At 44.4% G+C, this 14416-nt stretch carries 12 protein-coding genes; 3 read left to right on the top strand and 9 right to left on the bottom strand.

Translation table 11 applies throughout. The annotated features are described in order from the left end of the window. The first annotated feature begins 83 nt into the window (after positions 1–83). Both PCAR9_RS05560 and PCAR9_RS05555 read left to right on the top strand, forming a co-directional pair. On the top strand, positions 84–1370 hold the full coding sequence (locus PCAR9_RS05560; protein WP_179982752.1) for a YeaH/YhbH family protein: 1287 nt from the start codon (positions 84–86) through the stop codon (positions 1368–1370). A gap of 1 nt (position 1371) precedes the next feature. Further along, the gene (locus PCAR9_RS05555; protein WP_179982751.1) at positions 1372–2919 is read left to right on the top strand and encodes a SpoVR family protein; all 1548 of its coding nucleotides are present in this window, start codon (positions 1372–1374) and stop codon (positions 2917–2919) included. 28 nt (positions 2920–2947) lie between these two features. Here PCAR9_RS05555 and PCAR9_RS05550 read toward each other — a convergent pair whose 3' ends face one another. The 3 genes from PCAR9_RS05550 to prmB all read right to left on the bottom strand — a co-directional run bounded on the left by PCAR9_RS05550 (position 2948) and on the right by prmB (position 6354). Next, a complete protein-coding gene (locus PCAR9_RS05550) occupies positions 2948–4165 on the bottom strand; it encodes an MFS transporter (protein ID WP_179982750.1) in 1218 nt (405 codons plus the stop codon). Positions 4166–4311: 146 nt separating this feature from the next. Then, complete coding sequence (gene aroC / locus PCAR9_RS05545) at positions 4312–5409, bottom strand: chorismate synthase (RefSeq protein ID WP_020745585.1); 1098 nt, start codon at positions 5407–5409, stop codon at positions 4312–4314. Between the two features lie 9 nt (positions 5410–5418). Further along, positions 5419–6354, bottom strand: coding sequence for a 50S ribosomal protein L3 N(5)-glutamine methyltransferase (prmB, locus tag PCAR9_RS05540; RefSeq protein WP_179985159.1), 936 nt, complete (start codon positions 6352–6354; stop codon positions 5419–5421). Between the two features lie 152 nt (positions 6355–6506). Here prmB and smrB point away from each other — a divergent pair, with 152 nt between their 5' ends. Beyond that, positions 6507–7157 carry an endonuclease SmrB gene (smrB, locus tag PCAR9_RS05535; protein WP_179982749.1) on the top strand — a complete coding sequence of 217 codons (651 nt, stop codon included), beginning with the start codon at positions 6507–6509 and terminating at the stop codon, positions 7155–7157. 21 nt (positions 7158–7178) lie between these two features. Here smrB and PCAR9_RS20170 read toward each other — a convergent pair whose 3' ends face one another. The 6 genes from PCAR9_RS20170 to PCAR9_RS05510 all read right to left on the bottom strand — a co-directional run bounded on the left by PCAR9_RS20170 (position 7179) and on the right by PCAR9_RS05510 (position 14090). Beyond that, positions 7179–7304: a hypothetical protein gene (locus PCAR9_RS20170; protein ID WP_259462646.1), complete on the bottom strand. Its 126-nt coding sequence runs from the start codon at positions 7302–7304 to the stop codon at positions 7179–7181. Positions 7305–7491: 187 nt separating this feature from the next. Further along, positions 7492–7908 carry a hypothetical protein gene (locus PCAR9_RS05530; protein ID WP_179982748.1) on the bottom strand — a complete coding sequence of 139 codons (417 nt, stop codon included), beginning with the start codon at positions 7906–7908 and terminating at the stop codon, positions 7492–7494. A gap of 135 nt (positions 7909–8043) precedes the next feature. Then, entirely contained in the window at positions 8044–8502 is a 459-nt protein-coding gene (locus PCAR9_RS05525) for a hypothetical protein (RefSeq protein ID WP_179982747.1), read from the bottom strand. A 338-nt stretch (positions 8503–8840) separates the two neighbouring features. Next, the gene (locus tag PCAR9_RS05520; protein WP_179982746.1) at positions 8841–9479 is read right to left on the bottom strand and encodes a transglycosylase SLT domain-containing protein; all 639 of its coding nucleotides are present in this window, start codon (positions 9477–9479) and stop codon (positions 8841–8843) included. Positions 9480–9546: 67 nt separating this feature from the next. Next, the gene (gene gshA / locus PCAR9_RS05515) at positions 9547–11145 is read right to left on the bottom strand and encodes a glutamate--cysteine ligase (RefSeq protein ID WP_179982745.1); all 1599 of its coding nucleotides are present in this window, start codon (positions 11143–11145) and stop codon (positions 9547–9549) included. Between the two features lie 74 nt (positions 11146–11219). Continuing rightward, a complete protein-coding gene (locus PCAR9_RS05510; RefSeq protein ID WP_179982744.1) occupies positions 11220–14090 on the bottom strand; it encodes a M16 family metallopeptidase in 2871 nt (956 codons plus the stop codon). Positions 14091–14416: the final 326 nt, after the last annotated feature.

Here is a 14416-nt window from a genome sequence, read left to right as displayed (position 1 = left end):
TAGAACGTGTAGGGTACTAAAGCGTGCGCTAAGCGCGCTTTAGTACCGGTACTTGTGGTTCACAACAACTCAAGCAGGTGTGTATGGCGCATTTCATAGACCGAAGGTTAAACAGCAAAGGCAAGAGTACGGTAAACCGCCAGCGCTTTATTAAGCGTTACAAACAGCAGATAAAGCGTGCTGTGTCTGATGCAGTGGGCAAACGTTCTGTTACCGACTTAGATTCTGGCGAGCAAATTAGCATTCCAGCCAGAGATATTTCTGAACCTATTTTTCATACCGGGCGAGGTGGCAGTAGAGATATTGTCCACCCAGGTAACGACCAATTCACCGCAGGAGATAAAATTGACAGACCGCCAGGTGGCGGTGGTAAAGGCGCAGGTGAAGGGGACGCTAGCAATGAAGGAGAAGGGCAAGACGAGTTCGTATTTTCAATATCCAAAGACGAATATTTAGACTTACTATTTGAGGATTTAGCGCTTCCGAATTTAAAGAAAAATCAGTTCGATAAAGTCACCCAATTTGAAACCTACCGCGCGGGTTATCAGACCGATGGCGTACCGAGCAACCTTGATATTGTTCGTTCACTCAAAGGTTCTGTAGCAAGGCGTATTGCTCTAAGCGGAAGTGATAGAAAGAAACTCAAAGAACTTGAAGAAAAACTGGTAATGCTTGTAGAAGACAAGCACGACAATACGCTGGCTATTAATGCACTAAAAGAAGAAATAGAGGCACTTAAAGCAAAAATTGCTCGAGTGCCTTTTATCGACACCTTTGATTTGCGCTTTAAGAACTATGACAAGCGTCCCCTCCCCTCAAGTAAAGCCGTGATGTTTTGTTTAATGGATGTGTCTGGCTCTATGGACCAGGCCACTAAAGAAATGGCAAAACGCTTCTATATTTTGCTTTATCTATTTTTAAGTCGTACTTACGAAAACGTAGACGTGGTATACATTCGCCATCACACACAGGCTAAAGAAGTGGACGAGCAGGAGTTTTTCTACTCTCAAGAAACTGGCGGCACCATTGTTTCCAGTGCTTTAAAACTAATGGACGAAGTGGTTCGTGAGCGCTATAGCGACGGAAACTGGAATATCTATGCAGCACAAGCGTCTGACGGCGATAACTGGGCTGACGATTCGCCGCAATGCCGCGATTTGCTTACCACTAAACTGCTGCCGACCACCCGCTATTATGCCTATATCGAAATAACCGAAAGACAGCACCAAAGCTTGTGGCGTGAATACGAGAAAGTTGCCGCCACTCACGACAATTTTGTATGTAAGCACATACAAACCCAGGCCGACATCTATCCTGTGTTCAGAGAGCTGTTCAAACGCTCTGAGCAAGATGCGCAGCAAGGAGCCTAATATGACAACCGACGCTATCGCAACAGAAAACAGCAAGCCTGCATCATCGAAACGACATTTGCTAAGCGATGGGCCCGACTGGACATTTCCGCTTATCGAAGAGTATGAGCAACATATCGATCGCATCGCTAAAAACTTTAAGCTAGACACCTACCCTAATCAAATTGAGGTCATTACCGCCGAGCAAATGATGGATGCCTACGCCAGCATAGGCATGCCGCTCAACTATACCCATTGGAGCTTTGGCAAAAAATTTATTCAAACCGAGCAACAATACCGTCGCGGACAAATGGGCTTGGCTTACGAAATTGTTATTAACTCTGACCCTTGCATTGCATATTTAATGGAAGAGAACACCATTACTATGCAGGCGCTGGTGATGGCTCATGCGTGCTACGGGCACAATTCGTTTTTCAAAGGTAATTACTTATTTAAAACCTGGACTGACGCTAGCTCTATAATCGATTATCTTGTCTTTGCTAAAAACTACATTGCTAAATGTGAACAGAAGTACGGCTATGACGAGGTCGAAAATATGCTCGATTCGTGTCACGCGCTTATGAATTATGGCGTTGACCGATACAAACGGCCGCAGAAAATTTCGCTACAAGAAGAGAAGAACAGACAAGAAGAGCGCGAAGCCTACCTTCAATCCCAGGTGAACGAGCTGTGGCGCACCTTACCCGATAGCCCGCACAGCAAACACAAAGAAAAAGTTCGCTTTCCCCAAGAGCCACAAGAAAACCTGCTCTATTTTATTGAGAAAAACGCCCCATTACTTGAACCGTGGCAGCGGGAAATTGTGCGTATTGTACGCAAAGTCTCACAGTATTTTTATCCGCAGAAACAAACCCAGGTGATGAACGAAGGGTGGGCCTGTTTCTGGCATTACCATATTCTCAATGAGATGTATGACGAGGGTTTAGTTAGCGATCGCTTTATGATGGAGTTCTTGCACAGTCATTCAAGTGTAGTAATGCAGCCTGAATACAACAGCCCTTATTATTCTGGCATAAACCCGTATGCTCTTGGCTTTTCTATGTTTATGGATATTAAACGGGTATGTCAGTCGCCTACTGAGGAAGACTATAAATATTTGCCCAGTATTGCGGGTAAGGACTGGCTGGAAACCGTGCATTTCGCTATGCAAAATTTTAAAGACGAGAGCTTTATCAGTCAGTTTTTATCGCCAAAAGTGATTCGAGATTTTAAATTATTCGCTCTTGAAGATGATTCCGCCAAACCCTTTATCGCAGTCAGTGCTATCCACGATGAAAGGGGTTACCAAATTATTAAAGAGAAGCTTTCCGCCCAATACAATTTGAGTAATTTAGAGCCCAACATTCAGGTACATAACGTGGATGTGCGTGGGGATCGCTCACTGACCCTTCGCTACATTCCTCAGCGGGGTATTCCACTTGGTGAATCTAAAGATGAGGTCATGCGTCACTTGCACAGGCTATGGAAATTCGACGTACGCTTAGAGCAAGACAATGGGGATAGTGGCGTTGAAGTGATATCGGAGTGTAAACGCGCACCGCAGGGATAAGCCTGCGGTAGGCCCTCAGAAAAAGGCATTAAGCTGCTTGCGCGCGTTCCATTTCTTTTCGTGAACACAATAGTAATGACAGCGCGCCAATTGCGGCAAACACCGCTGCAGTGACGAAAGTCTCGTAAGCGTTAGTGCCCTGCTGCCATTGCTGCCCCGCCATGTAATTACCCAATGCGCCACCCAGTCCAAAAGCTACACTAATGTACACTGCTTGCCCTCGGCTGTGATACGCCTTAGGTAAAAACTGATGGATAAAGTGTACCGATACCGCATGGGTTAACCCAAAGCTTAATGCATGAATAAGCTGGCTTAATACTATCACCATAAAGCTATCAGCAAATGCCGCCATCATATACCAACGTAACCCTGTGAGCGCGATACTTAAGAATAATAAATTCCACACACCAAATTGACTAATAAGCCTGCGGGCAACTAAAAATATCCCCACTTCGGCAAGTACCCCTAGCGCTATAAAAATGCCGGTCTGTTGTCCGCTGTAGTCAAGGTCTCGCATGTAAAGGGCAAAAAAGCCGTAATACGCGCCGAAGCTAATTTGCAGACAGGCAGAAGCGAAGATAAAAATAGCAAAAGGTTTTTGCTTAGCGTACTTCCAAATACTGCCCGCCGTAGACGATTCAGGCGCTGCTTCTTTCGGCGCGCGTATAAACAAGGTACTAATAAATAAAAGTGCAAGTACACCAACACTGGCATGCACAGGAGTATCAGTAGAAAAAATATCTAGGGCCTTACCCACACCTACCGTTAAACAGATAAATCCAACACTTCCCCATAGCCTTATTTGCCCATAGGTAGCCTTGGTTTTCGCCACTGTGTTCATAGTGATGACTTCAAGCTGAGGCAATACCGCTGTCCAAAACATCATCATAAGGCCGAACGCCAGCGTAAGCCCCCAGAAACTGGTGAAGTAAAAGACGGAACTAAAAGTCAGCACTGTAAGCAAGCAGCCTAAACGCATAACGCCTATAGCGTTTCCTGTTTTATCAGCAACGCCTGCCCACAAGCCAGGACCTAAAATACGCGCTAGGGTAATGACGGCAAAAAGCTCGCCAATTTCGGCAGAAGAAAAGCCCCGCCCATCAAGAAAGATCCCCAAGTATGGAACAAGTACGCCAAGTTGTCCGAAGTAAAGCCAGTAGGTAACAGCAAGGATAAAGAGCGCAGCTTTGCTACTTTTTGCGCCTGGCTCAGCGCTTTTGGCATGGTTTAGACCATTAGATGACAATTCACATCTCCATATGCAAAAACGCCACTAGCGCAAAACGGGTAGTGGCGAATAGTGAGAACATTTAGCGCAATACAACCTTGTTATTGCGCGTTTTACTCCATCGCGTAGATGATACGATTAAGCTTAGTTGTAATTAAAAAGCGCTATGCCTGACCCGCAATCGGCTTAGTGGTCGATAGCACGCCCGCATTTTGCGCACGGTGACGCAGCAAGTGGTCCATCAATACAAGCGCCAGCATGGCTTCAGCAATAGGTACAGCACGAATACCTACGCACGGGTCGTGACGTCCTTTGGTGACTATATCAATCTCTTCATTGTCTTTATTGATAGTTTTACCCGGTACCGAAATGCTCGAGGTCGGCTTAAGTGCCATATGCACTTCTATATCCTGACCGGTAGAAATGCCGCCTAATACACCACCTGCGTGGTTTGAAGAGAAACCTTCTGGCGTTAGCGTATCGCGATGTTCACTACCTTTTTGGTTTATAACGTCAAAGCCATCGCCAATTTCAACGCCTTTCACTGCGTTAATTCCCATCATAGCGTGGGCGATTTCCGCATCCAGCCTATCAAAGACTGGCTCGCCTAGGCCCACGGGAACATTTTTAGCTACAACCGACACTTTCGCGCCGATGCTATCGCCAGATTTTTTAAGGTCACGCATGTATTCGTCCAGTGCATCTAACTTAGACTCATCTGGACAGAAAAATGGGTTGGTGTTGGTGACGCTGTGGTCTACCTTATCAACGGTAACAGGGCCAAGCTGAGACAAATAACCCAACACCTCGATACCGTGCACTTCTTTTAAGTACTTCTTCGCAATACCGCCAGCGGCTACGCGAATAGCTGTTTCGCGGGCTGATGAACGTCCACCACCGCGATAGTCACGGCTACCGTATTTTTGATCATAGGTATAGTCAGCATGACCTGGGCGGAAGCGGTCTTTAATATTGCCGTAATCTTGGCTTCGCTGATCTTTATTTTTAATCAACAAACCAATACTAGTGCCTGTAGTCTTGCCTTCAAATACGCCAGATAGAATTTGTACTTCGTCGTCTTCTCTTCGCGCTGTGGTATAGCGCGAAGTGCCTGGTTTGCGTCTGTCTAAATCCACCTGAAGATCTTCTTCGGTGATCTCAAGACCTGGAGGACAACCGTCTACTACACCGCCAATTGCAATGCCGTGGCTTTCACCAAACGTGGTTACAGTGAAAAGTTTTCCGAAGCTGTTACCTGACATAATTAACTATTAATCCTTACTACTAAAATACTGTACGAGTGTGTCTTTGCGCACGGCAAAAATACCTGAACCACCATTTTCAAACTCTAACCAAATGACTTCTAAGCCAGGAAACCTTTCATTCATGTGCACTTCACTGTTGCCTACTTCTACGAGCATCCAGCCGCCATCATTGAGGTAATTGGGCGCATCTTTAAGCATAATATCCACGAGGTCTAAGCCGTCGTCGCCTGCGGCGAGCGCAAGTTCAGGCTCGTGATGATACTCTTCAGGTAAGTCAGCCATATCTTCCGCGTCAACATAAGGCGGATTAGACACGATCAGATCGTATTTCTGCCCTTCTAGGCTAGAAAACAAATCTGACTGAATTGGATAAACGCGATGACTAAGACCGTGTTCCTGAATATTGATGTCGGCCACTTCTAGTGCATCCGTACTAATATCAACGGCATCCACCTGAGCTTCAGGGTATGCATGAGCCAAAGCAATAGCGATACACGCACCGCCTGTGCACATGTCGAGAATGGTGTTTGGCGCCGACTCAACAAAAGGCGCAAATTCGTTTTGAATAAGCTCGGCAAATGGCGAACGTGGAATAAGCACACGTTCATCCACGTAAAATGGCATACCGCAAAACCAAGCCTCGTTTGTAATATAAGGCAACGGCATGCGAGTTTGTACGCGCTTTAAAACGAGCTCGGCAATTTTTTCACGTTCACTTTTGGTCAAGCGTGAGCTAAGAATGTTCTCGCCAGCCTGCTCTAAGATAGGGTGAGGTAAATGCAGTGCCTGCATAACGAGGCTAGTCGCTTCGTCCCACGCATTATCAGTACCATGACCAAAGTACAAAGCCGCGTCGTTAAAACGGCTGGTTGCCCATCGTGTCATATCTAACAGGGTATGCAGATCTTCAATGGCTTCTTCAAGGTAAAACTTATCGGTCATGGCGTTTGGGTACATCAAAAATTTCAAAGCTGGTATCATACCCAAACTTCATACCGATTCACATAATTAACTACGTACCGAATCTTTCTATTCGTTATAATTTAGGCGTTTTGAATTATTGAACTTGTGTTTATTTACCAAAGCTATATTTGATGAAAACCTTTAAAAAAGAACTCAAAGCATTAAAAAAGCAACTGGCTGAACCAAGGCGTCCTTTGGGGCGAGCTGGGCTAGAGGGCGCAAATAAGCGCGATACGTCCTCAAGCGCTGAAGAAGAGACTTTTTCGTTTGCTGATGTGATGCAGGGCGTCACACCTATATCGCAAGATAAGGTAGAGCCTGATAAACAGGTTGAGTTATTTAAAAAGTCACAGCAAATAAAAGGTAAACATCTAAAACACAGCAAGCAACTTGCAGCTAGTTTCAACTTTTCTGACATGTATCAAGCGGCACTACCTCAAGAAGGCCCTATGCGCTTTTGCCAGGAAGGTGAGTCTACGCATATTTTGAAACAGTTACGTCGCGGCGACTACTCGCCAGAAATGACACTGGATTTGCATGGGTTAACCCGAGAAATGGCAAAAGCAGAGCTTGCGGCGCTTATTCACACGGCAAGAAAAGAACTGATTGATTGTGTTTGCGTGATGCACGGTTTTGGGCAAGGCGTGTTAAAAGCTGCCCTACCCCATTACTTAGTCCAGCACCCACACGTACGTGCTTTCCATCAAGCCCCTCTTGAATACGGCGGGCAAGCTGCATTAATGGTGCTTATTGACATACCGCTTCAAAACAACAAACGATAGGGCAATGCTGCGTAGTGCGGTCTATTTATCTTCGTCTGCGCTGTTGTGCATAAATAAATAGGTGTAGTACATCATCATCGCAACAATAATGCCTATACCTAATAGTGAGCCCCACACCACTGGGTCTTTCATCATAGTCCACATCATAATAAGTCTCCTCTTTAACTAAGTGAATAATAGAGAAGACTTGCCTTGAAGATTATGATCTAGATCAATAGTAAAAATTAGCCATATGGCTGCGTCTAGTATGCTTGATCCAGGTCAAATTATGGTGTGCTTCAAACCGTTTTTAAAAGTCATCAAGCTTTTTTGGCTGACGTAGATTACAAGGTTATTACGGTTTAAAACGGTTAAAGATATTAAGCTCGTTTTCACTTCCTAACATTAACTCAGCAGACCTACAAAGTGTTTCCATCGACTCACTCACTTTCACGTCAAAGTTAGAGGGCGTAGCTTTTAAACTGTGCTGAAATATCTTTGCGTTAGTGTGGGTCGCTAAAAGCAAAAATCCAAGGCAACCGTAAGATTTTAAATAGGGTAATCGACTACAGAGTTGTTCTGCTGCTGTATGGGTGACAGTTAGACTTTTATCTGGAATAGAGAATATTACCCAATGTTCTCTCTTTCTCCCTTCTTTAACAATCGCCGCAAACCATTCGTCTACCGTTCTGTCGTCGTATACGCTGCTTGGGATATCAAATAGCACGTTATTGACGTTGAAAAAACGATATTGATGCTGACTTCCTACCATGGCTACCTCCTGTTATGCCTTTATAGAATTGATAGGAAGTGTGGTGATGCTTAGATCATTTAATGCAAAAGAAGTGATTGCAAAGATAGCAACCGAGAAAACGAATGAGTTCGCACTGTTCGTACCTTTTATCCCTTACCTTATAATGTTGTTGTTTTGATAAACGCCCTTCGAGCGCATGCCAGAAGTAATTTTCTCGCTCAACCACTCTGAGGCTTTAGGTGTTTCGCTAAAAAATTGGAAAGGCAACGTGGACGCATCGTAAATTCTGGACCAGAACTTTTGCTGCAGTGCGAGTCCCTCTGGTTCATGAAGAACCACAGCAGTGGCAACAAGCCCTGAATCAACGGCTTCATCTACTATTAGTTGTGCATCGTCTGTAGCTTCCATGGGCGCGAGCGCTAAGCCATAAACATTAACTAGGCTTGCCCAACAAGGAACATTAATCTTTCTTCTTTCTGCGCCCACCACACGTTGATACTTACGGATAAATTCTAAATTGAAAGGGCCGCTAAGATCGATGGTTAATATTCGCTTATCTTCTATGAAGAGAGCTCTAACCTCGCCATGTGCGCTAAATTTTTCATTGTCCATACATTGCTGTCGCTACTTTCTACCTAATGCAGTATTGCTAGTTGTGAGTAAAGTATAAAGTAGGATCTAGGATTGCGCCTGCAAACTAACCAAGAAAACTGCGTAATTTAAAGAAAGTAAAAATAACGCCATAAAGTTATTGCAAATCATTATCATTTACACTATCTTGTAAATGCCTGTTCGACGTTGGGTAAAAAACGGTCTTGGCTTAGCGTCGCTGAGGGGTAGACGCCCGTCTATCCCTCATTTTTTCTTTTACTACTCATTCTCTTACTGACATAAAAAACGCGACTTACAAGCCGCGTCTTAAACACAAAATAAATATTCGCTTTTTAAAGTTAGCTAAACAGCTTCATAAACCAACCTTTTTGCAGGTCTTCTTCGCAGGTTTTAAGTTGTGTCGCGTAACGTAGCGAGCGGGCTTTTACTTTTGACGCCACTTTCTTAAGCCAAGGTTTTCTGTCATAGCTTCTGCGTTTATAGCCGCCCCACCCTTCGTGATAGTTAAGGTATTGTGCATAGGCGTCCCATTTAGAAATACCGTTTACTTTTTGCGATTTATAGATAAACCACCCCATAAAATCGATGGCATCTTCAAAATCATCCCTATCCGCACCACTATTATCAGTCTCGCGCATGTAGTCTGCCCACGTAGGCGTTTTAGCCTGCGAGTAACCATAAGCCGAACTGACACGCCCCCAAGGAATAAGCCCGAAGAACACATAATCGCGAGGTGGTAGCGCATCGTGACGGAAAGAGCTTTCCTGGTACATCATGGCCATAGGCACATGAATCGGCACGCCCCACTTATCTCTTGCGTCAGCAGCTGCATCATACCAACCGTCCTTTTCGTAGAATATTTCACACAAATTACTGATGTCTTTAGGAGGCGTAGTTGCACACCCAGCGATAAACAGTGGAAAAAGTACGATGAGAGTTGATAAAAAAACAACCAGTTTTTTGAACTTTTGGTTCATAGCTTGTCTTAACTAATGTTCTAGTAAAATGTGTGTTTCCCTGGAACCTTTTAATGCCTGACCTATGTCAGGCATTTTTTTTTGCTGGGGCTTCAGCGAAATAATCACGTATAAATGTATCGAAGTCTTTCTCATCAGCCGCTTCAATTTCTTTTTGTGCAGCAAACGATACTTCAGCTTGGGCAGCAAATCCTGCGGCGTCGGTATCCGTATACTCAAAAGACTTCATCTCAGATTGATAGGCCTGTGCGAGTTCTAATCCTAGCACTCCATTATCTTTGTCGTCTTCTAAAAGCATAGAAAGCAGTTTACCTGACGGCGTTAACTCGGGGTCTTGTACTTTGGCAAGCTCAGTTTTCACCGCTTCACTGTAGCGAGAAGTATCGTTAGCCATATCGAGTAATTCAGCGGCCTGTTCGAATGATTTAAACAGCGAAGTACACCACTGAGGTAACGTTATATCCACCCCATCATTTTGTAGCACTAGGTCTGGGTTTCTCCCCTCTAGTACTACTCGATTCATGTTTTCTTTCGCTTCGTTAAGTTGAGTTTCATCGAGCTCAGCACTTGGCATTAGCAAACATGCAACCAAAAATACATCTAAGAAATCAAACTGGGTCTGTGAAATACCCACTGCGGAAAACGGATTAACGTCTAGCGCACGTACTTCAATGTAATTGATACCGCGGCGAACCAAGGCATCTGTTGGCTTTTCCATTGATTTGGTAGGCTGCTTTGGTCGTATAGGCGAGTACAGCTCATTTTCAATCTGAATGATATTGCGGCTAAGCTGTTGATAATTGCCTTCGTCCCCAGCAGCAAATTGGCTGAAGCGCGAAGACGGTGTATTCATAGCATCCCGCAACAGCTTGACGTAGTTGTCGAGCTGGTTGTAACAAATTTTAAGCGACGACTGCTCTGCGCTGGTATAGCCTAAGTCACTCATTCTAAGGCACGTGGCATGAGGCATGTACACAGTACCTTTACCCACTTTCTTAAATGGCAAAGCGTGCTTTTTACCTTTTAGGAATGAACCGCAAAGTGCGGGAGATGCGCCATAAAGATAAGGTATTAGCCAGCAAAGGCGGCGATAGTTGCGAATTAACCCAAAGTAATCCGCTGAAACCTGGTCTTGCGAATATTCTTTGCCGTTCAATTCAGCCCAAAGTTTCCAAAAGCTGTCTGGTAAGGAAAAGTTAAAATGAACGCCTGCGATAGCTTGCATCATACTGCCGTAACGGTTTTTAAGACCGATGCGGTACACCCGTTTCATTTTCCCTACATTTGACTCACCAAAGTAAGCAATTGGAATATCGGCATCATCTTCGATAAAACACGGCATGCTTAGCGGCCATATTTGCTCGTCACCAATGTTATCAATAACAAACCTATGGATATCTTTTAACTGAGAAATCGTTTTGGCAGAACTGTTTTCTGGCGGTGTAATAAACTCAAGCAACGATTCAGAAAAATCTGTAGTGATTGAATCATGAGTTAGCGCAGATCCCAGCGGTTTAGGATGGGGAGTTTGTGCCAACGTTCCGTTCGGGTTTATACGAAGGGCTTCGCGCTCAACACCGCGCTTAATATCTTTTAGCGCAGCGAGAAATTCGGGTGACTTAAGCGCAGCAATGCGCGCTTCAAAACGGGATGAGTCTACAGTCAAAATGGTGGTCCGTTATGTCAATATAGCCCCCTGTTATGGGGGGCAATAATGTAAATTCAACAAAAATCAATCTATCAGTTTAACGTTTCTCGGGTATTACTCTCTACTGATAACTCGATAATTGGCATCGATAGCGCGTTTAACTGAGGCAAAATTTTAGCTTTATCACCTACTACAATAATTTGCATCTTATCGAGATTCAAATATTGCTTTGCTAACGCATCCATCGTTTCCTTATCAATATTGTTAATAATAGTAAGCTGCTCTTCACGATAGCCTTTCTCCAAGTCGTAACTGAGCAGCTGTCTTAAGAAGCGCGCTTTACTAGCAGGCGTTTCAAATTCTAACGCATCGCTTAGCGTAAAGGCATTGCGCATAAAGGCTATTTCTTCCTCAGTCACGCCCTCAGTGCGGTAGCGATTAATCTCTTTTAGAATTTCAGAAATTCCTTCACCTGTATTGGCAGCGGTTAGGTCGGTACTTGCTTCAAACCATCCAAGGGTTTTACCACCCACAAAACCGCTATTTGCTCCATAGGTGAAACCTTTATCTTCTCGCAAGTTAAGATTTATACGGCTATTAAATGCCCCACCTAACGGAAAGTTCATAAGACGGGACTTAAAGTGATCGCCTGTTGCATCAAAAGGCAGGCTTCGATCAACTAGGTATACCACTGACTGTACCGCTTCTGGGCTGTCTACCAGGAATATCTGATTTTCTTCATAGTTAGGGAAGTCACTGTAATCAGCGAACTCATAGGTTTGACCTTTCCACTGACCGATGAAGTCTAAAGTATTTACCATAGCCTCTTTCGGTAAATTACCGACAACCACAATACTCGCTTTATCAGGTGAGTAATAATTGGTGTAAAACGTTTTAACGTCTTCTAACGTGATGTTTTGTACTGATTCTAATGTACCTTCGTCAGGCAGGCTTACGCGATTCTCTTCCCCAAACATGATGAGATCTCGTGCACGACGCGCCAGGCTTGAAGGCGTTTTCGCTTGCTGCTGTAGCCCCTGTACAACCCGCTCTTTCATACGGTTGAAGTCTTCTTGCGTAAACGCAGGGTTGAACAACTTTTCTTTTAACAGTGCTAAGGTTTCATCTAGATGCTTAGTTAATGTTGATACATAGACTTGCGAATACCTACCAGCAGTGCTGAAACGGATAGCACTTCCCAGCTTAGCAAGCTCGTTAGCCAATGCTTCGTTACTGTAATTTTTTGTAGTTTCATTCATAAGCAAAGCGGTCAGATAAGCCGTTCCAGCTTTACCTTCAGGGTCTAGCAACATGCCACCGTCCATGCCTAGGGTAAACGTTACCGTTGGAGTTTCAGTACTGGTAACGCCAAGCATTTCTATACCGTTAGCAAGTTCAGCTTCCCAATAATCGGGGACTTCTACAACCGGTGCCTCGCCAGCCTTTGGCATTTCGCTTCTATCGAAACTTGATACTGCGCTGGCAAAGGCATCGTCATCTGTAATTTCGGCGGTTTCTATCTCAATATTTCTTACCGGGCGCTCAAAGTTTTGCTCCGCTGCAGCTAGTTGCACCTGGCCTTTGGGCACAACACTCAGCACTACACTGTTAGCATCTTTAATATACTTGTTGTAAACGCGCATGATGTCTTCAGCCGTTACCGCGTTATAGCGCTCAATATCTTCGGCTATTAAATCGGGCGTTTGATAAAAGGTTTCGTTAGCAGCAAGGGCTGACACTTTGCCAGACACACTTTGTAAGCCAAACACCGTACGCGCTTCAATTTTACCTTTTGTTCGCGCTAAATCATCGGTGGTGACACCTCTTGTTTCAAACTCTTTAAGTGTTTCATTCAGCACATTTTGAAGTGTTGAGAGTGAAGTGATTTTTGCAGGGTTAGCCAAAGCAAGTAGCTGAAATTCACAGGCGAGTTCACGGCAAGGGTGAGACACCACAGCCTGCACTGCCATGCCCTCTTTTACTAAGTTTTTATAAAACAATGAAGTTTTACCACCACCTAAAATATCGGCTAAAACATCAAGCGGCGCTTCATCTTCGTGGCGACCGTATACCGTTGGATAGGTTATTTGAAGAAGTGGAAGGTGAACCTTATCTTCAAGAGTGACATAACGGGTTTCGTTTAACGTCACCTGCTGTGGCTCAGGCTCTTCTACTGCAGGGCCAGCTGGTATTTCGCCGAAGTACTTCTTCACCCAGGCTTTAGTTTTAGCTACATCGATATCGCCACCTATGGTTAGCACAGCATTATTAGGGCCATACCAGCGCTTAAAGAAGGCTTTCAGGTCGTTTACGTCTACCCGATCTAAGTCTTCTACATAACCAATAGTCATCCACGAATACGGGTGCCCTTCAGGATAAAGCGCTTCGCCATTAAGCTCAAAACGCAACCCGTAAGGCTGATTGTCCACCCGCTGTGCGCGTTCGTTCTTAACTGTCTCTCTTTGATTTTCAAACTTGGTTTGGTCTACGGCTTCTAGCAGGTAGCCCATTCGATCAGACTCAAGCCATAACACTTTTTCTAACTGGTTTGCCGGCACAGTTTCAAAGTAGTTAGTGCGATCGGTATTAGTCGTACCGTTTAAATTGCCACCAGATTCTGTAATAACTTTAAAATGCTGTTCATCAGCAACGTGTTTTGACCCTTGAAACATCATGTGCTCGAAGAAGTGGGCAAAGCCAGATTTGCCAATTTCTTCTCGTGCCGAACCAACGTGATAAGTTACATCGACGTGCACCAGCGGGTCAGAATGGTCTTCGTGAAGGATGACGGTCAGCCCGTTAGCAAGCGTATATTTTTCATAAGGAATAGAAACGCTATTTGATGTCGTTGCGGCGGTATCTGATTTACTAGTCGCCTGTTCTTCCTGCACGTGCTGACACGCTGATACTGCAATAACGCCTATGGCCATTAAGAGGGTACGAAGGGTCAGTTTTCCTGACATGATGATTCCTTTTCAATTACTACATGTTTCACTCGCCTTCACTCTAACTACATTTTGCCGTAACCACTTAACTTGGCGGTCAAGAATGAAGTTGCGATTTCAAAAGCGCGAGCGAATTTTTGAAGACTACCAGACTTTTTAACGCTTTACTTGCTTCGACTTTGCTATGGATGTATTAATTTGTGTATTTCTGAAATACACTTACACTTCATAGTCTTTAGTAATAAAGGCTTTAGCCAGTTGAATTCGTTAAGTGGTACGAATGAACTGACAAATGGTTTGCGTTTGGACTAGAAATTGTCCGAAAAGAAGTTGCGAAATAAAAG

The sequence above is a fragment of the Alteromonas macleodii genome (assembly GCF_903772925.1).
In the GTDB taxonomy this organism is placed as follows: Bacteria; Pseudomonadota; Gammaproteobacteria; order Enterobacterales; family Alteromonadaceae; genus Alteromonas; species Alteromonas macleodii_A.
The sequence above is the reverse complement of the archived record's forward strand: the minus strand, read 5'-3'. Positions and strand labels throughout refer to the sequence as shown.

What these genes read in the sequence shown, in the direction of transcription:
- smrB (WP_179982749.1), top strand. Translation starts at nt 6,507, where the DNA reads ATGAAAACCTTTAAAAAAGAACTCAAAGCATTAAAAAAGCAACTGGCT.
- aroC (WP_020745585.1), bottom strand. Translation starts at nt 5,409, where the DNA reads ATGTCAGGTAACAGCTTCGGAAAACTTTTCACTGTAACCACGTTTGGT.
- PCAR9_RS05560 (WP_179982752.1), top strand. Translation starts at nt 84, where the DNA reads ATGGCGCATTTCATAGACCGAAGGTTAAACAGCAAAGGCAAGAGTACG.
- PCAR9_RS05520 (WP_179982746.1), bottom strand. Translation starts at nt 9,479, where the DNA reads ATGAACCAAAAGTTCAAAAAACTGGTTGTTTTTTTATCAACTCTCATC.
- PCAR9_RS05555 (WP_179982751.1), top strand. Translation starts at nt 1,372, where the DNA reads ATGACAACCGACGCTATCGCAACAGAAAACAGCAAGCCTGCATCATCG.
- PCAR9_RS05530 (WP_179982748.1), bottom strand. Translation starts at nt 7,908, where the DNA reads ATGGTAGGAAGTCAGCATCAATATCGTTTTTTCAACGTCAATAACGTG.
- PCAR9_RS05525 (WP_179982747.1), bottom strand. Translation starts at nt 8,502, where the DNA reads ATGGACAATGAAAAATTTAGCGCACATGGCGAGGTTAGAGCTCTCTTC.
- prmB (WP_179985159.1), bottom strand. Translation starts at nt 6,354, where the DNA reads ATGACCGATAAGTTTTACCTTGAAGAAGCCATTGAAGATCTGCATACC.
- PCAR9_RS05510 (WP_179982744.1), bottom strand. Translation starts at nt 14,090, where the DNA reads ATGTCAGGAAAACTGACCCTTCGTACCCTCTTAATGGCCATAGGCGTT.
- PCAR9_RS20170 (WP_259462646.1), bottom strand. Translation starts at nt 7,304, where the DNA reads ATGATGTGGACTATGATGAAAGACCCAGTGGTGTGGGGCTCACTATTA.